The 16,665-nt window shown below is 72.8% G+C and carries 17 protein-coding genes; 9 read left to right on the top strand and 8 right to left on the bottom strand.

What is annotated here, in order from left to right; translation table 11 throughout:
* Positions 1–94: 94 nt before the first annotated feature.
* From PJ985_RS00365 to PJ985_RS00335, 7 genes are all read left to right on the top strand, one after another.
* Positions 95–919 carry an aldose epimerase family protein gene (locus tag PJ985_RS00365; RefSeq protein ID WP_271681433.1) on the top strand — a complete coding sequence of 275 codons (825 nt, stop codon included), beginning with the start codon at positions 95–97 and terminating at the stop codon, positions 917–919.
* Between the two features lie 10 nt (positions 920–929).
* Positions 930–1,466, top strand: coding sequence for an orotate phosphoribosyltransferase (gene pyrE / locus PJ985_RS00360; protein WP_271681432.1), 537 nt, complete (start codon positions 930–932; stop codon positions 1,464–1,466).
* 263 nt (positions 1,467–1,729) lie between these two features.
* On the top strand, positions 1,730–2,752 hold the full coding sequence (gene fbaA / locus PJ985_RS00355; protein WP_271681431.1) for a class II fructose-bisphosphate aldolase: 1,023 nt from the start codon (positions 1,730–1,732) through the stop codon (positions 2,750–2,752).
* Between the two features lie 72 nt (positions 2,753–2,824).
* Positions 2,825–3,238: a DUF3151 domain-containing protein gene (locus PJ985_RS00350; RefSeq protein ID WP_271681430.1), complete on the top strand. Its 414-nt coding sequence runs from the start codon at positions 2,825–2,827 to the stop codon at positions 3,236–3,238.
* 110 nt (positions 3,239–3,348) lie between these two features.
* Entirely contained in the window at positions 3,349–4,185 is an 837-nt protein-coding gene (locus tag PJ985_RS00345; protein ID WP_271681429.1) for a tryptophan 2,3-dioxygenase family protein, read from the top strand.
* Complete coding sequence (kynU, locus tag PJ985_RS00340; protein ID WP_271681428.1) at positions 4,178–5,458, top strand: kynureninase; 1,281 nt, start codon at positions 4,178–4,180, stop codon at positions 5,456–5,458. Before PJ985_RS00345 ends, kynU begins: the two co-directional genes overlap by 8 nt.
* Entirely contained in the window at positions 5,455–6,201 is a 747-nt protein-coding gene (locus PJ985_RS00335; RefSeq protein ID WP_443033336.1) for an alpha/beta hydrolase family protein, read from the top strand. The genes kynU and PJ985_RS00335 overlap by 4 nt, the downstream gene beginning before the upstream one ends.
* Here the strand turns inward: PJ985_RS00335 and PJ985_RS00330 are convergent.
* The 4 genes from PJ985_RS00330 to PJ985_RS00315 form a co-directional block, all read right to left on the bottom strand.
* Positions 6,194–7,090 (bottom strand): sortase domain-containing protein, encoded by an 897-nt coding sequence (locus PJ985_RS00330; RefSeq protein ID WP_271681427.1) that lies wholly within the window; start codon positions 7,088–7,090, stop codon positions 6,194–6,196. The genes PJ985_RS00335 and PJ985_RS00330 overlap by 8 nt on opposite strands.
* Positions 7,091–7,099: 9 nt before the next feature.
* Entirely contained in the window at positions 7,100–7,636 is a 537-nt protein-coding gene (locus PJ985_RS00325; protein ID WP_271681426.1) for a hypothetical protein, read from the bottom strand.
* A gap of 222 nt (positions 7,637–7,858) precedes the next feature.
* Positions 7,859–9,529 (bottom strand): ABC transporter permease, encoded by a 1,671-nt coding sequence (locus tag PJ985_RS00320; RefSeq protein ID WP_271681425.1) that lies wholly within the window; start codon positions 9,527–9,529, stop codon positions 7,859–7,861.
* Entirely contained in the window at positions 9,526–10,515 is a 990-nt protein-coding gene (locus PJ985_RS00315; RefSeq protein WP_271681424.1) for an ABC transporter ATP-binding protein, read from the bottom strand. Before PJ985_RS00315 ends, PJ985_RS00320 begins: the two co-directional genes overlap by 4 nt.
* Before the next feature lie 82 nt (positions 10,516–10,597).
* Here PJ985_RS00315 and PJ985_RS00310 point away from each other — a divergent pair, with 82 nt between their 5' ends.
* Positions 10,598–11,188 (top strand): GbsR/MarR family transcriptional regulator, encoded by a 591-nt coding sequence (locus PJ985_RS00310; protein ID WP_443033334.1) that lies wholly within the window; start codon positions 10,598–10,600, stop codon positions 11,186–11,188.
* Here PJ985_RS00310 and PJ985_RS00305 read toward each other — a convergent pair.
* Positions 11,132–11,929, bottom strand: coding sequence for a diacylglycerol kinase family protein (locus PJ985_RS00305; RefSeq protein ID WP_271681423.1), 798 nt, complete (start codon positions 11,927–11,929; stop codon positions 11,132–11,134). The genes PJ985_RS00310 and PJ985_RS00305 overlap by 57 nt on opposite strands.
* 102 nt (positions 11,930–12,031) lie before the next feature.
* Between PJ985_RS00305 and PJ985_RS00300 the strand changes: the two genes are divergently transcribed.
* Positions 12,032–13,315, top strand: coding sequence for an adenylosuccinate synthase (locus tag PJ985_RS00300; RefSeq protein WP_271681422.1), 1,284 nt, complete (start codon positions 12,032–12,034; stop codon positions 13,313–13,315).
* A gap of 141 nt (positions 13,316–13,456) precedes the next feature.
* Here the strand turns inward: PJ985_RS00300 and PJ985_RS00295 are convergent, their stop codons facing one another.
* From PJ985_RS00295 to PJ985_RS00285, 3 genes are all read right to left on the bottom strand, one after another.
* Positions 13,457–15,271 (bottom strand): protein kinase domain-containing protein, encoded by a 1,815-nt coding sequence (locus PJ985_RS00295; RefSeq protein ID WP_443033333.1) that lies wholly within the window; start codon positions 15,269–15,271, stop codon positions 13,457–13,459.
* 76 nt (positions 15,272–15,347) lie between these two features.
* Positions 15,348–15,821 carry a MarR family winged helix-turn-helix transcriptional regulator gene (locus tag PJ985_RS00290; RefSeq protein WP_271681421.1) on the bottom strand — a complete coding sequence of 158 codons (474 nt, stop codon included), beginning with the start codon at positions 15,819–15,821 and terminating at the stop codon, positions 15,348–15,350.
* Positions 15,818–16,456, bottom strand: a complete 639-nt coding sequence (locus PJ985_RS00285) for a DJ-1/PfpI family protein (RefSeq protein WP_271681420.1) — start codon at positions 16,454–16,456, stop codon at positions 15,818–15,820. The genes PJ985_RS00290 and PJ985_RS00285 overlap by 4 nt, the downstream gene beginning before the upstream one ends.
* Positions 16,457–16,665 lie beyond the last annotated feature (209 nt).

Below are 16,665 nucleotides of genomic sequence, written 5' to 3'. Positions count from 1 at the left end.
ACGCCGTCCGGACGCGCCCCCGCTGCCTCCACGCACCGGGTGCGCGCGGGTACCGCCCGAGCCGCGCTGGACAGTGGCTGGTTAGGGTCGGGGGGTGACGATCCATGACACCGAGCGCGTCCACCTGCGCGCCGCTGATACCGACGTGACCGTGCGCCCCGACCAGGGCGGGCGTCTCTCCTCTCTCCTGGTCGGCGGTACCGAACTGCTCCGCCAGGGGGAGAGATTCGGCTCCTTCGTGATGGTCCCCTGGTGCGGCCGGATGGACCGGGGGCAATTCCGCAACGGTGACGCGGTGCACCGCATGCCGCTCAACGCGGGGCCGCACGCCATGCACGGCACGGTGCGCACACAGAGCTGGCGCACCACCCGGACGTCCGCACGCTCGGCGGTCTTCCTCACCGAGCTCACCCCGCCCTGGCCCTGGCCCGGGACCGTGACCCAGGTGGTCGAGCTGGCCGAGGACGGTGGCAGCCTGACGCTCACCCTGGGCGTGGAGACGGCCGGGGAGTCCTTCCCGGCCCAGGCCGGCTGGCACCCCTGGTTCCTGCGACGGCTGAGCCCCGGCGGCAGCGAGGCCGAGCTGGACTTCACCGCTGCCTGGCAGGAGGAGCGGGGTGAGGACCACCTGCCGACCGGCCGCCGCATCGACCCCCTCCCCGGTCCCTGGGACGACTGCTTCGGGATGCCGGACGGGGTGGCCGCCACGGTCACCTGGCCGGGTGAGCTGGAGCTGACGGTCACCAGCAGGGCCGAGTGGGCGGTCATCTACGACGAGCAGCCCGAGGCGCTCTGCGTCGAGCCGCAGTCCGGGCCGCCGAACGGGCTGAACACGCATCCGCGGCTGGTCACCCCGATCGATCCGCTGGAAGTCGCCACCACCTGGTCCTGGCGACGGCCGGCCGCCGGCGCGGCATAGGCTCGGCCGCATGAGCGTGCGTGACGACCTGCTGCGGCAGATCAAGGACAAGGCCGTGGTGCACGGCAAGGTGACTCTCTCCTCCGGCAAGGAGGCCGACTACTACATCGATCTGCGCCGGATCACCCTGGACGGGGCAGCCGCGCCGCTGGTCGGCCGGATCATGCTGGACGCCACCAGCGAGCTGGACTTCGACGCGGTGGGCGGGCTGACGCTCGGTGCCGACCCGGTGGCCACCTCGATGCTGCACGCCGCGGCCGAGCGCGGTCGCCGGCTGGACGCTTTCGTGGTCCGCAAGGCCCAGAAGACGCACGGCATGCAGCGGAGGATCGAGGGCCCGGACATCGCCGGCCGCCGGGTGCTCGTCGTCGAGGACACCTCCACCACCGGCAATTCGCCGCTCACCGCGGTCGAGGCGGCCCGGGAGGCGGGGGCCGAGGTGGTCGCCGTCGCGGTGATCGTCGACCGGGGCGCCACCGCGGCGTTCGCGCAAGCCGGTGTGCCGTACCACCCGGTGTACGCGCTGACCGACCTGGGCCTGGACTGACCCCGGCCGGGCCGCCCGTGGCCGCAGCGGCCCGGCGCGCTGCCGCACGGGGCCGCTGAAGGCCGACCTGACCTGTGTTGATGACGCACCGTAGCGGTTTCACGTGAAACTGCCACGGTGCGTTTTCGCGGGTGTCGTGCGGGCCAGGTGGAGGAGCTGTTCCCATCTGGGAAGATGGGCGCGACGATGACGTCGATCCGTGGCTCTGGGCAGTGCGTGCACAGAGCCGGCCCGCACAAAGAACACTCCCAAGGAGCGGACAGATGCCCATCGCAACCCCCGAGGTCTACCAGGAGATGCTGGACCGGGCGAAGGCCGGAAAGTTCGCCTACCCCGCCATCAACGTGACCTCGACGCAGACCCTGCACGCGGCGCTGCGCGGCTTCGCGGAGGCGGAGAGCGACGGTATCGTCCAGATCTCCACCGGCGGGGCCGAGTTCCTGGGCGGTCAGTACAGCAAGGACATGGTCTCCGGTGCGGTCGCGCTCGCCGAGTTCGCCCACATCGTCGCCAAGAAGTACCCGGTGAACATCGCACTGCACACCGACCACTGCCCCAAGGGCAAGCTGGACGGCTACGTCCGCCCGCTGATCGCTCTCTCCAGGGAGCGCGTGGCCCGCGGGGAGAACCCGCTGTTCCAGTCGCACATGTGGGACGGCTCCGCCGAGACCCTGAAGGACAACCTGGAGATCGGCCAGGAGCTGCTCGCCGCGGCCACCGCCGCCCGGATCATCCTCGAGGTGGAGATCACGCCCACCGGCGGCGAGGAGGACGGCGTCACCCACGAGATCAACGACGAGCTGTACACCACCGTCGACGACGCGCTGCGCACCGCCGAGGCGCTCGGCCTGGGAGAGAAGGGCCGCTACCTGCTGGCCGCCTCCTTCGGCAACGTGCACGGCGTCTACAAGCCGGGCAACGTGGTCCTGCGCCCCGAGCTGCTGCGCGACCTGCAGGACGGCGTGGCCGCCAAGTTCGGCAAGCAGGAGCCGTTCGACTTCGTCTTCCACGGTGGCTCCGGCTCCACGCGGGAGGAGATCGCCACCGCCCTGGAGAACGGCGTCGTGAAGATGAACCTCGACACCGACACCCAGTACGCCTTCACCCGGCCCGTCGCGGACCACATGTTCCGCAACTACGACGGCGTGCTGAAGGTCGACGGCGAGGTCGGCGACAAGAAGACCTACGACCCGCGCACCTGGGGCAAGGCCGCCGAGGCGGGCATGGCCGAGCGGGTCACCAAGGCCTGTGCCGACCTGCGTGCCACCGGCACCAAGCTGGCCTGAGACACCGCGGCCCCGGCCCGGACACACCGGGCCGGGGCGCCGCCGCGCCGGGAGAAACGGCACACTGGACCCATGCCCACACACGAAAACCTGCTCGGGGGCCCGCCCCCGACCCATCTGCCCGACGACCCGGGGCCGCGTGAGGCGCTGGCCGCCGGCACCCCGCCGGCCGAGGTCGCCGCGAAGTACCCGGCCTCCTCACTCGCCTGGGCACAGCTCGCCGACGACGCCTACGAGGCCGGCCGTCCGGTGGAGTCCTACGCCTACGCCCGCACGGGCTACCACCGGGGGCTGGACGCCCTGCGCCGCAGCGGCTGGAAGGGGCACGGGCCGGTGCCGTTCGAGCACGAGCCGAACCGCGGCTTCCTGCGGGCGCTGCACGCCCTCGGCCGGGCCGCGCAGGCCATCGGCGAGGAGGAGGAGCACGAGCGCTGCAGCACCTTCCTCCGCGACAGCTCGCCGACCGCCGCGTCGGTCCTGAGCTGACCGCACGCAGCACCCGCAGCACCCGTAGCACCGCGCACTATCCATCCGTACCGTCCCGCCCGGCAGTGCCAGTGACCCTGGTGCTGCCGGGTTCCGCTAAGGAGACCGCAATGGCGCAGTCACCCGAGGCCGAGCCGGAAACCCCGAACCTCGACTTCCACGGCACCACCCCCTACGAGGACTACGTGCAGGCGGACGTCCTCACACACCTGCAGCACCCACTCTCCGACGACCCCGGGGAGATGGTCTTCCTCGTCACCACCCAGGTCATGGAGCTGTGGTTCACCGTGATCGTGCACGAGTGGACCACCGCCTCGGAGGCACTGCGCCGCGACGACCTGCCCACCGCACTCGCCGCCCTGCGCCGCTCCGGGTACGAGCTCACCTCGCTCAACGCCTCCTGGGAGCCGCTGGCCCACCTGACCCCCACCCAGTTCAACTCCTACCGCTCCGCGCTCGGCGAGGGTTCCGGCTTCCAGTCCGCGATGTACCGCCGGCTGGAGTTCCTGCTGGGGGAGAAGTCGGCCTCCATGCTGGTGCCGCATCGCGGGGCGCCGCGGGTGCACGCCGAGCTCGAGAAGGCGCTGGAGGAGCCCAGCCTCTACGACGAGGTGCTGGCCCACCTCGCCCGGAAGGGCCACGAGATCCCCGGCGAGGTGCTGCATCGCGACCGCACCCAGCGCTACGCGCCGCACCCGGCCGTCGAGCGGGTGTGGCAGCGGATCTACTCCGATCCCGGCGCGCACGCCGAGGAGCTGCGGCTCGGTGAGGCGCTGACCGAGGTCGCCGAGCTGGTGTGGCGCTGGCGCAACGACCACCTGGTCGCGACCCGCCGCGCGATGGGCTCCAAGACGGGAACCGGCGGCTCCGCCGGGGTGGCCTGGCTGGAGAAGCGCGCCGGCAAGAACGTCTTCCCCGAGCTGTGGACGGCCCGCAGCCATGTCTGACACCGCGTCCCAGTCCCCGATGTCCGTGCCCCCCGCCGCGCACACCCCCGGAGCCGGGCCCGGACCCCGGCCGGGCCGGGGCGCCCCCACGGCCGCGGAACTCGACGCCGCCGATGTGCTCGCCGGCCTGCGGGACGCCTTCGTCCTGGACGACACGGTCTACCTCGACGGCAACTCCCTCGGGGCGCTCCCGGCCGCGGTGCCCGGCCGGCTCGCCGAGATCGTGCGGCGCGAGTGGGGCGAGTTGCGCATCCGCTCCTGGACCGAATCCGGCTGGTGGACGGCCCCCGAGCGGGTCGGCGACCGTATCGCCCCGCTGATCGGCGCCGCACCGGGACAGGTCGTCGTCGGCGACTCCACCAGCGTGAACGTCTTCAAGGCGCTCGTCGGCGCGATCCGGCTCGCCGGCCCGGACCGGGACGAGGTGCTGGTGGATGCGGACACCTTCCCCACCGACGGCTACCTCGCCGAGTCCGCCGCCCGGATGACCGGCCGTACGCTGCGCCCGGTGCCCGCGGCGGAGCTGGCCCGGGCGGCCGGCCCGCGCACCGCCGCCGTGCTGGCCAACCACGTGGACTACCGCAGCGGCGAGCTCCACGACCTGCCCGGGATCACCGAGGCCGTGCACGGCGCGGGCGCCCTGGCGGTCTGGGACCTGTGCCACAGCGCGGGAGCCCTCCCGGTGGGGCTGGACGAGCACGGCGTGGACTTCGCGGTCGGCTGCACCTACAAGTACCTCAACGGCGGGCCCGGCGCCCCGGCGTTCCTCTACATCCGGGCGGAGCACCAGGCGGGCTTCGACTCCCCGCTGCCCGGCTGGAATTCCCACGCCGAGCCCTTCCGCATGACCGGCCGGTACACCCCGGTGGAGGGGGTCCGGCGCGGCCGGGTCGGCACCCCCGACATCCTCTCCCTGCTCGCGCTGGAGGCGGCGCTGGATGTCTGGGAGGGCGTGGATCCCGTGGTGCTGCGGGCCAAGAGCCTGGCCCTGACCGACTTCTTCCTGGACCGGGTCGCCGCCCACGTGCCGGCCGGCCTCGTGGAGTGCCTGACCCCGGCCGAGCACGCCCGGCGCGGCAGCCAGATCGCGCTCCGCTGCTCCGGAGCCGCCGCGGTGATGGCCGAACTGATCGCCCGCGGGGTGGTCGGGGACTTCCGCGAACCGGACGTGCTCCGCTTCGGTTTCACCCCGCTGTACACCTCGTTCGCCGACGTGGAGCGCGCGGCGCTGGAGTTGGGCCGGGTGCTCGCGGGCCGGGTGGACGGCCGGTGACCGGCGGGCCCGCGCCCGACTCCGGCCGGGATGCCGGAGAGCTGACGGAGCTGACCGGCCGGCGGCACGCCCGGCCGGACCGCTCGGTGCGGTACGGCGCGCACCCCTCGCAGGTCATCGACGTGTACGGGGACGGCCCGCCCCGGGTCGTCGTGCTGCACGGCGGCTTCTGGCGGGAGGCGTACGACCGCAGGCATCTGTCTCCGTTCGCTGCCGCGCTGGTGGAGCGCGGGCTGTGCGTGGCCCTGCCGGAGTACCGGCGGTCCGGAGGCGGGGGCGGCTGGCCGGAGACCTTCGACGATGTCACCGCGGCACTCGCCGCGCTGCCGGGCACCGAGCCGGTGGTGCTCGCCGGGCATTCCGCGGGGGGACACCTCGCGCTGTGGGCGGCTTCCCGGGGGTCGGAGCGGATCGGCCGCACGGTGGCGGTCGCCCCGGTCGCCGACCTGACCCGCGCGGATGAGCTGGGGCTCGGCAACGACGCGGTCGCGGAGTTCCTCGGAGCCCGGCGCCCCACCCTGCTGCCCCGGCTCGATCCCCTGCTGCTGCCGACGCCCCCCGCTCCCGTGACGCTGCTGCACGGCACCGACGATTCCCAGGTCCCGCTGGAGCTGTCCATGAACTACCAGGAGCGGCACGGCGCGCAGTTGCTGCGGCTGCCCGGGGTGGGCCACTACGCGCCGGTCACCCCGGGCACCTCCGGTTTCGCGACGCTGGCACTGGTCCTGGAACGGGTCAGCTGACCGGCCGGGTCTCCGACAGCGTGGCGTGCACGACGATGCTGGCGGCGTGGCCCCCGGGCCCGTGCCACTGGCCGCTGCTGGTGATCAGCCGCAGTTCCGGTTCACCGGCCGTCCCGTGGACCTGCTCGTCGGGGAAGTCCGCTTCGGGATGCTGCGCGAGGTGCTGGACGGTGAAGACGGCGGTGGCGCCGTCCTCCCGGTCCACCTCGATGCTGCGGCCCGGTTCGAGCGTGCCCAGCCCCGCGAAGGCGGCCGGGCCCTCGGCGGTGTCGAGATGACCGCCCAGCAGCGCGGCGCCGCGTTCGCCGGGGGCTGCCCCGCCGGTGTACCAGGCCGCCCGCATCGCGTCGTCCTCGGGCGGCACCGGAGGTCCGCCCTCGGGGGTGAGGCCGGCTCCGAACACCGCGACGTCGGTGCCGAGCCAAGGGATGCGGACCCGGACAGGTGCGGACCGGGAGAGCGGTGCGGGGGATGCCCCGTACTCCTCGGCCGTGGTGCGGGAGTCCCGGGCGCCGGCGGGCGCCGGGCCGGGGCTCTCGGCCGCGGTCTCGGCCGGTGAGGGGCCGGTCACGGGCGCCGGTGCCGTCGCCGTCAGCAGCACGCCGAGGAGTACCGTCCCGGCAGCCGCCACCGGCTCGACACGCCGGCTGCGGGCCACGAGCCGCTGCTGCCTGCTCCCCGGACCGGCGGTGGGGTCCGGAACACGCTCCGGCCGCGCCCGAACCCGGAGCGCCCGGCTGCGCGCCGGGCCTCCGCCGGGCAGCCGCAGCCTCAGCCGGGGCGCGGTGGCGGCGGCCCGGCGGAGCATGCGCGCGGTTCCGCGCAGCCCGTCCTTCACGAGCCCGGCGGTGCCCGGCGGGAACCGTCCTGTGAGCTGCCGGATCCGCACCCAGGCTCCTCAGTAGTAGTGGTTGCCCGCGGAGCGACGCCGGGAGACGAAGAGGTAGCCGACGATGCCGGTGGCCGCGAGGCTTCCGCCGACTGCCAGCGGGGCCAGGTAGCCGGGGGCGTCCGGGGTGCCGCCGAAGCCCGCCTGGGCTCCGCCGACGGGCACCGCGGCGAAGGTGAAGCTGCCGGTCTCGCCGGTGGCATCGGTGCAGGCGACGATCACCGGGAAGGTCTTACCCGTCTGGAGGCCCCGGCTCTTGATCCGGCCGGTGCCGGTCCAGCGGCCCTCGTGCGGGGTGAGGGTGACGGGCCGCTCCAGCGCCTCCGAAACCGCGTCGTCCGCGGGTTCGCAGGCCGCCGTGACGGTCACCTCGGTGCCGGGACCGCCCGCGGACGGGGAGACGTCCAGCCGCTCGGCGCCGGACGCCCCCGGGCGGTCCTCCGCGTCGAAGGCGGTCGCTGCGGCCGGGGCGGCCAGGCCGAGGAGTACCGCTGCGGCGGCGGTGCCCGCGGCCAGCCTGCCGGTTCGGGACGTGAGGGTTGTCATGGGACGGTGACCTCCGGATCGGAATGCGCACGCGTGGAGTGACGGCCTGTGCACTCCATGCGAGCAGTGCGTCACCGTCCCCGCATCCGGAGTGCGTCCCTGCGGGTGCCCGGTTGCCCCGTAAGGCGGAGCAGACGACGGGCACAGCCGGGCAGCCGGACGCCGCCTCCGGGTTCCCGGCGGGCGGGAGCCCGGAGGCGGCCGTGGTGGGCGCGCGGAGGTCTACGTGAGGTCGAGGTCCCGTCGCCGGAACCCGGTCAGCCCCAGCCACATCAGTCCGGCGGCGAACGCGGTGAGGATCAGCAGCGGAGTCCAGCTCATGGTGGCGGCCGGCAACTGCGGCACGTGCCCGAAGGCGTCCAGGTTCATCACCCACTGCGGGAAATTCAGGAGGGTGCCCAGATAGCCGATGAGGAAGGCGGCCAGCGGAATGGCCCAGGCGGCCGGGGCGGCCCGGGGAAACCAGCCGAACAGCACCATGGTGATACCGGCGGTCACCCACAGGGCAGGAGCGTAGGCCAGGGAGGCGCCGAGCAGCTTCGGCAGCAGGGAGGCGTCCCCGGTGGAGGCCCAGCCGGTCGCTCCGAGGCTGAAGCCGCCCAGGAGCATCACCAGAGTGCCGCCTGCCAGGGCGATGGCCAGGTGGCTGCCGGCCCAGTGAGCCCGGGACAGCCCGGTGGACAGCACCGGCTCGGCCCGGCCCGAGGTCTCCTCGGAGCGCGGACGCAGTCCGGCCATGACCACGTAGACCGCGGCCACGGCGGAGATCGGGGTCAGCACCATGGCGGCCACGGATTCGGCGACGGTGGCGCCGCCCAGCTGGGCGAGCGCCTCCTCCATCATGTCGATGCCCTCGATCATGGCCTCGGCCTCACCGAGGATCGACCCGTACATCGCGCCCAGGAGCAGCAGGGCGGCGGCGAAGCCGATCAGCAGTCCGCGGTGCAGCCGCAGCGCGAAGCCGATCGGCCGGCTGAGTGCCTCGGTGGCCCGGGGACTCCCCGGCCGGGTGGGGCGCAGGCCGGATCCGAGGTCGCGGCGGGTGCTGAGCGCGTACCCGACGGCGGCAGTGGCAGCGGCCAGCGCGAGGCAGAGCAGCAGCGGCCACCAGCGGTTGTCGACGAAGGCGTAGGTGCGCTGGATCCATCCGATGGGGGACAGCCAGGACATCCACTCGACGCCGCCCTCGCCGGCGGCGTCGCCCGCGGCCCGCAGCGCGTATGCCGCACCGACGGTCGCGAGTGCCATGCCCGAGGCGCCCCGGGAATGCGCGGTGATCTGTGCGGTGATCGCCGCGATGCCGGCGAAGACCAGCCCGATGGCGGTGTGGGCGGCCCCGTAGAGCAGTGCGCCTCCGGTGGTGTAACCCTCGGCCGTGAAGGTGCTGAGGGCGGCGGCGAGGAGCGCGCCGAGCACGAGGTTGGCGAGGAGGGCCACCGTCAGGGCGGCCGTCAGGTAGGCGTGCCGGCCGACGACGCTGGAGCGGACCAGCTCGGCGCGGCCGGTCTCCTCCTCGTTCCGGGTGTGCCGGGTGACGATCAGTACGCTCATCAGGGCCACCAGAACGGCCACGAAGCTGAGCATCTGGTGGCTCAGCATCGAGCCGAACTGGTAGTCGGTGAGGTAGTGGGCCGGGCCCGACATGGCCAGCCCGGCGGGGCTGTTCGTCGTTTCGGCGATGGCCTGCCGGCCGGCCGCGTCGGGGTAGGTCTCCTCGAAGCTGACCGCCGAGACCAGGGTTCCCAGGAGCAGCGCACCGATCCAGACCGGCAGACGGACGCGGTCCCGGCGCAGGGCGAAGCGGATCAGGGTGCCGGTGCCGGCCAGGGTGTTCCCGCCGCGGGGCGGTTCCGTCCGTTCCGGTTCCGTGCGGAGTGCGGTCGCGGTGCTCATCGTGTCGCTCCGTCGCCGGCGGGGTTGCTGTCCGAGCCGGTGCCGGTCCCCGCTGCCTCGACGGCCTCGGGGTGCCGGCCGGTCTCGTCCTCGAGGTGGTCGCCGTAGTGGCGCAGCATGAGCTCTTCGAGGGTGGGCGGGTGGCTGGTGAGGCTGCGGATGCCCAGGCCGCTGAGGTAGGAGACCGCGGCGTCCAGATGCCGGCCGTCGACCGCGAAGCGGACCCGGCCTCTCTCCCGGTGGATGTCGTGGACGCCTTCCAGGTCGTCGAGCCCGGTGGCAGGTGAGCCGGTCTCGGCCTCGACGGTGGTGCGGGTGAGGTGCCGCATCTCCTGGAGGGTGCCGGACTGCACGATGCGGCCGAGGCGGATGATGCTGACCCGGTCGCAGAGCTTCTCGACCTGGGCCAGGATGTGGCTGGACAGCAGGACCGTCTTTCCGGCGCGCTTCGCTTCTCCGATGACGTCCTGGAAGATGACCTCCATCAGGGGGTCGAGCCCGGCGGTGGGCTCGTCCAGCAGCAGCAGTTCGGCGTCGGAAGCCAGCGCGGAGATCAGGGCCACCTTCTGCCGGTTGCCCTTGGAGTAGGTGCGGCCCTTCTTGGTGGGGTCGAGGCCGAAGCGTTCGATGAGGGAGTCCCGGCGCTCCTGGTTCAGGCCGCCGCGCAGTCGCGCGAGGAGGTCGATGGCTTCGCCGCCGGTGAGGTTCGGCCACAGCTCGACATCACCCGGTACGTAGGCGAGCCGGCGGTGCAGCGCGACGGCATCCCGCCAGGGGTCGCCGTCGAGTACCCGCGCGGAGCCGGAGTCGGCGCGCAGCAGGCCGAGGAGGACCCGGATGGCGGTGGACTTGCCGGCGCCGTTGGGCCCGAGGAAGCCGTGCACCTCTCCCGTGCTGACCGTCATGTCGAGTCGGTCCAGAGCGCGGGTCCGGCCGAAGGTTTTCGTGAGGCCGGACACGGTGATGGCGTTGGTTGCCTGGGTCATGGTTCCCAAAATACAGTAACTTCATGATTCCGTGAATGCTGATTCCGTTCGTCGCGGCCCGGTGGTGAAGGGGCAACGGCTGGTGGGATGGGAGGATGACCGGGTGAGCCGTTCGTACGACGAAGAGACCGCCCAGTTCGTGGAGCGGTTCGCCGCCGACCTGGTCGAAGCAGGCATGCAGCGCATGGCTTCCCGGGTGCTGGCCTGCCTGCTGGCGGAGGACAGCGGGGCGCTCACCTCCGCCGAGCTCGCCGAGCGGCTCCAGGTCAGCCCGGCCGCCGTCTCGGGGGCGATCGCCTACCTCGCCCAGGTGCACATGATCACCAGGGAGCGGCAGCCCGGTTCCCGGCGGCAGCGGTACCGGCTGCACTCCCAGGTGTGGTTCGAGGCGCTCACCAACCGCGACGCGCAGCTCAACCGCTGGCAGGGCACCTTGCGGGACGGGGCGCGGGCGGTGGGCCCGGACTCGGCGGCCGGCCTGCGGCTCGAGGAGACCGCGGATTTCTTCGCCTTCCTGCAGGTCGAGATGCGGGCGGTGCTGAGCCGCTGGGAGGAACACCGCGGCCGGTCCGCGGAGCCCGGCCCGCCCCCCGAACAGGCGCGGCCGGGCACGCACTCAGCCCACGGGCACCGTCAGCCGCAGCGCGGCCGGCCGCACCTGCCAGGTCCGTGACCGCGCCGGGCCGCAGTTCACGGTGTCCGCCCGGTAGCTGAACCCGGGCCCGGTCACCGTCACCGAGCTCACCCGGGCCGTGACGGCGGCGGCGCCCGCGCTGTGCCGTACCTCCACCGCGGCGAGCCCGCCGTCGGCCGTCACCGACACCTGCACCCCCGGCTGGGCGCCGTCCGTCAGCACCTCGCCGTCCGCCTCCACCCGCAGCCGCTGAGCCGGCAGGGCCCCGGAGCCCGCCTCGGTGCTGCGGGCCGGCCGCCACCAAGGGCGTGTTCCCGGCGGTTCCGGGCCGGGCTGCGGCGCGGGAATGCCCAACGCGCCGAGCACCACCCCGCCGGCGTCGTCCACCAGCAGGTCGATCGGTCGCGCCGGACCGGAGAGCACGGCCCGGGACGCCAGAACCGCGTCCGCGGGGACCCCCAGGGACCGGATCACCGCGACCGCGGCCTCCGGCCCCACCGGCACCACCCCCAGCGGATGCTCGTCCAGTTCGCCGCTGAGGTAGAGCATCCGCACGGCCCTCAACAGGGCGCGATCACCGCCGATGATCACCACACGCCGTGACCCGCGCTGGGTCAGGGCGTGCAGCATCGCCTGCGGACGGTCCAGCACGCAGACCTTGGCCCCGGCCACAGCCGCACACAGCACGTCGCGTGCGATGCGTACCGATTCGCCATCGGCGTGCCGGGCAATCGGGTCGATGACGATGAGCACCTGTTCGCCTCCCGCACCCCGGTCCATTAAGCTCTCTGTGCAAGAGCCCCTGTCGCGATTGCGTCAGGGGTTTCGTCGATCCGGGGCAGCTTGTCAGTGAGATGCCCCGCCCGGAAGGGGTGTACGCCTGTGCCCGCACTTGTGCTGCTCGGTGCTCAGTGGGGTGACGAGGGCAAGGGGAAGGCCACCGACCTGCTCGGCGGCTCCGTCGACTATGTGGTGCGTTACCAAGGCGGCAACAACGCCGGCCACACGGTCGTCGTCGGGGACCAGAAGTACGCGCTCCACCTGCTGCCCTCCGGCATCCTCTCCCCGGAGTGCACCCCGGTCATCGGCAACGGCGTGGTCGTCAACCCCGAGGTCCTGCTCTCCGAGCTGAGCGGACTGGAGGAGCGCAGCATCGACACCTCGAAGCTGCTGCTCAGCGGGAACGCCCACCTCATCACCTCGTACCACGAGACCGTGGACAAGGTCGCCGAGCGCTTCCTCGGCAAGCGGAAGATCGGGACCACCGGCCGGGGGATCGGCCCCACCTACGCGGACAAGATCAACCGGGTCGGGATCCGGGTCCAGGACCTCTTCGACGAGTCGATCCTGCGGCAGAAGGTCGAGGCCGCCCTGGAGCACCGGAACCAGATCCTCGCCAAGCTGTACAACCGCCGGGCCATCGCCGTGGGCCAGGTCGTCGAGGAACTCCTCGGCTATGCCCAGCGCATCGAGGGCTACGTCTGCGACACCACGCTGGTCCTCAACGACGCCATCGACGAGGGCAAGGTCGTGCTCTTCGAGGGCGGTCAGGGCACCCTGCTCGACGTGGACCACGGCACCTATCCGTTCGTCACCTCCTCCAACCCCACCGCGGGCGGGGCCTGTACGGGCGCGGGCGTCGGCCCGACGAAGATCGACCGGGTCATCGGCATCCTCAAGGCCTACACGACCCGCGTCGGTGCGGGGCCGTTCCCGACCGAGCTGCTCGACGAGGACGGCGAGGCGCTGCGCCGTATCGGCGGCGAGTTCGGCGTGACCACCGGACGGGACCGGCGGTGCGGCTGGTTCGACGCGGTGATCGCCCGCTACGCGACCCGGGTGAACGGTCTGACCGACTTCTTCCTGACCAAGCTTGATGTGCTCACCGGCTGGGACCGGATCCCGGTCTGTGTCGCCTACGAGGTCGACGGCAAGCGGGTCGAGGAAATGCCGTACAACCAGAGCGACTTCCACCACGCCGTGCCGGTGTACGAGTACCTGCCCGGCTGGGCCGAGGACATCACCGGGGCGAAGACCTTCGAGGACCTGCCGAAGAACGCCCAGGCGTACGTGAAGGCGCTGGAGGAGATGTCGGGAGCCCCCATCTCCGCGATCGGGGTCGGCCCCGGCCGCGACGAGACGATCCAGATCCGTTCCTTCCTCTGACCCGTCGAGGGCCTGACCGGTCGTCTCCGCCCGGTCGCTGTCCGGGGTGTTGCTCCGGCCCGTGGTCTCCGCCGGAAGGGCCGACGCGCCCCGCCCCCGCCTGCTCCCGCCGGCCGGGGGCGGGGCGCGTCGGCCTGGCGCTCACGCCCCGTTGGCAGCCCTTGCCGCCTGCATCGCGGAGAGCCGGTGGACGAACACCATCGCGGCGACGGCGGCAAGCAGCACGGGCACGTGCAGCAATGACTCCCAGGTGACCTGGAACTTCGCGGCGGCCAGGGTCTCCGTCTCGTACCAGGTGGTCCAGGAGGGCGGCAGGTACGCCGGCACCACCACGCACAACCAGAGCAGCCACCAGAGGTCGACCACGCCCTTGCCCGGAGGCGGGTACCCGCCGGACGCGCGCCAGACGTCATCGGTGATCTGCTTGGGCAGCCAGAGCATGGCGAACGGAATGAGCCAGGCGCCGACCGCCATGGCCGGCCCGAACCGGATGCGTCCGGGTGAGAACGTCTCCGCGTTCCGCCGGGCCCGCCGGAACCAGAGCAGCCATACGACGGCGACCGTCAGCCAGAGCAGGCCGCTGAGCACGCCCAGGACATCGCTGAACGACTGCCAGGTATCGATGCGCTCGACGGCGTTCCGGTAGGACGTGGCGGACTCCATGTCCTGCAGATCGGCCAGGAGGGCGAGATGGAATGCCAGGCTGCCGACGGTGAACACCATCAGGAGGCCGAACAGCCAGTGCAGCCTTCTGGCGAAACGCTGGAGCGGCAGCACGCCGTAGGCCGACGGGGAGGACCCGTATGCCGCCGCCCCGGCCCCCTGCGGGAGGTGTGGATGCTGCCACTGCGGGGCGGGCGTCTGGTACGCCTGGCCGGCCTGGTACCCCTGGTACGGGGGTGCCCAGCCGGCTGCCTGCTGCGGGTGCGCGGTGGCGGGCGGATACGGGGCCGGTCCGCTGCCCTGACCCGCCGGAACCGGCGGCGGGGGAGTGGGCGGCAGGCCCGGACGGTCCGGGAGCGGCTGCCGGGTGTGGTCCCCGGTGTCGGACTCCGGGCCTTCGCTGTCGAGCAGCCGGACGGCGTGACGTCCGAGTTCGGCGAGGACTTCGCCGGGGAGCCAGGGGCCGGCGGGGCGGTGCTCCTCCAATTGCTGCCGGAGCACGGCGAGGGTGGGTCGGCTGTCGGGATCCTTCGTGAGGCAGTCGGCGATGAGCCGGCGCAGGGGCTCGGGTATGCCGTCGAGGAGGGGCTCCTCCTGGGCGATGCGGAACATCAGCGCGTGGCCGCCGCTGTCGGAGGTGCCGAAGGGCAGGGTGCCGGTGGTGGCGTAGGCGAGGACGGAGCCCAGGCAGAAGATGTCACTTGCCGTGGTGAGGCGTTGGCCGCGGACCTGTTCGGGCGACATGAAGCCGGGAGAGCCGACGACCGCGCCGGTGCGGGTGAGTCCGCCCGCGGTGAGGACGTCGAGGGCGCGGGCGATGCCGAAGTCGATGACGCGGGGGCCGTCGATGGTGATCAGGATGTTCGACGGCTTGAGGTCGCGGTGGATCAGCCCGGCGCTGTGGATTTCCTGGAGTGCCTGGACGAGGCCGGAGGCCAGGGTGAGCACCGTGTGTTCGGGGAGCGGACCGTAGTCGGTGTCCACCACTTGCTGGAGGGAGGGGCCGGCGATGTAGCTGGTGGCGAGCCAGGGCACGGCGGCTTCGGTGTCGGCGTCGAGGACGGCGGCCGTCCACGGGCCTGCGACGCGTCGCGCGGTGCTGATCTCCTGGGCGAAGCGGGAACGGAACTCGGGCTGAGCGGCGAAGGCGGAGCGGATGGTCTTCACCGCGACGGTACGGCCGCGTTCGGAACGGGCCAGGTAGACGCTGCCCATCCCGCCTTCACCCAGCCGCCCCACCAGCCGGTAGGCGCCGAGCCGCCGGGGGTCCTCAGGTCTCAGTGGTTCGATCAACGGTGGTTCCTCCCCCTGCCGGACAGCCCGAACCCACTGAGGATATAGATGCCCGGCAGGGCCGCGTCCCCATGGTTCAGCCGGGCCCCGGCCGCCCGCCGGGATCCTCGGCCTGCACCGACTCGAGCGCACGGCTGAGTCGTTCGAGCGAGGTGAGGACCCCCGCGAACTCCTCGCTCCCGCCCAGGGCTTCGGTCAGCCGGGCAGCGAAGTCGGCGTGCCCGGGGTCGATCCGCCGGACGATGGCCCGTCCCTGCGCGGTGGGGGCGAGCAGTTTGGCTCTCCGGTGGGCCGGGTTGGGCAGATAGGTGGCCAGCCCGTTGGCGACCAGCAGGTCGGCGACCCGCTGGACGCTCTGCCGGGTGATGCCCAGGTTCCGGGCGATACCCGAGACCGGCAGGGGCTCCCGCAGCACGGTGCCGAGCACCTGCCAGCGCGCCGCCGTCATTCCGGCGGGGCGGGCGAGCCGCTCCGACACGGACAGGAACTGCCCGTTCAGCCGGAAGACGGTCAGTGCGGTGCCGGTCAGCAACTCCTCCCGCCCGGTCATGCCGTCTGCTGCGCGGTCCGGGCGTCCTCGGCCGCGGCGACGATCTCGTAGGCGGCGGCGTCCGAGTGGGCGAAGAGCCGGAACCAGGCGTCGAGCACCGGCGGTTCGAAGCGCCCCAGCCGGCCGAAGATCTCCCGGGCGAAGGCCTCGGGGTCGGTCGGTCCGGCTGTGATGACGTCCCGGTCGGTGACCGCGTCCGCGTCCCGGTACCGGGCCCCGCCGGAGTAACCGCTCATGGCCAGCACCTCCGGAGCGGCGCCGGTGTGCGCACGGTCGTCGAGCAGCCCTTCGGCGGCCAGCCCGAACGTGGCCCCGCAGATCGCCGCGACCGGTACCCCGGCGTCCAGGAAGGTCCGCGCGGCTGCGGCGAAGGGGGCGAGAAGGCCCTCGCCCCACAGGTCGGCCCCCGGCAGGATCAACAGCGCGCTGTCCTGCGGGCGGAGTTCGTCCAGGGTCAGGTCGGGCAGCACGCGCAGCCCCCCGGCCGTGGTCACCGGCTCCGGGCCCGCCGCCACGGTCACCACGCGCCACCCGCCGGCGTTCAGCTCCGCGGTCGCGTGCCCGATCTCCCAGTCGGCCAGCGTGTCGTACACCGCCACGTGCACGGCGGGGCCGCGCGTTTTCCGGTCTTCCATGACTTCTCCCTCGTTCGTCCGGGCGCTCCCGTCCGGGCCTGCCCGCACCCGATTGACAATAGGCTGTCATTTCGACAGTATTCTGTCAACTCGGAGGGGTGTCAGCTGTCCGTCCAGCCGGACGCGGAGCAAGCGCCGGGGACACCCGAGACCGTGCGGGATCCGCAATGACCAGGAACGGGCCCCGGGACTCTGCCCTGCTCGCTGAT

Origin of the sequence: Streptomyces sp. ACA25, from assembly GCF_028200735.1 — a bacterium.
In the GTDB taxonomy this organism is placed as follows: domain Bacteria; phylum Actinomycetota; class Actinomycetes; order Streptomycetales; family Streptomycetaceae; genus Streptomyces.
The sequence above is the reverse complement of the archived record's forward strand: the minus strand, read 5'-3'. Positions and strand labels throughout refer to the sequence as shown.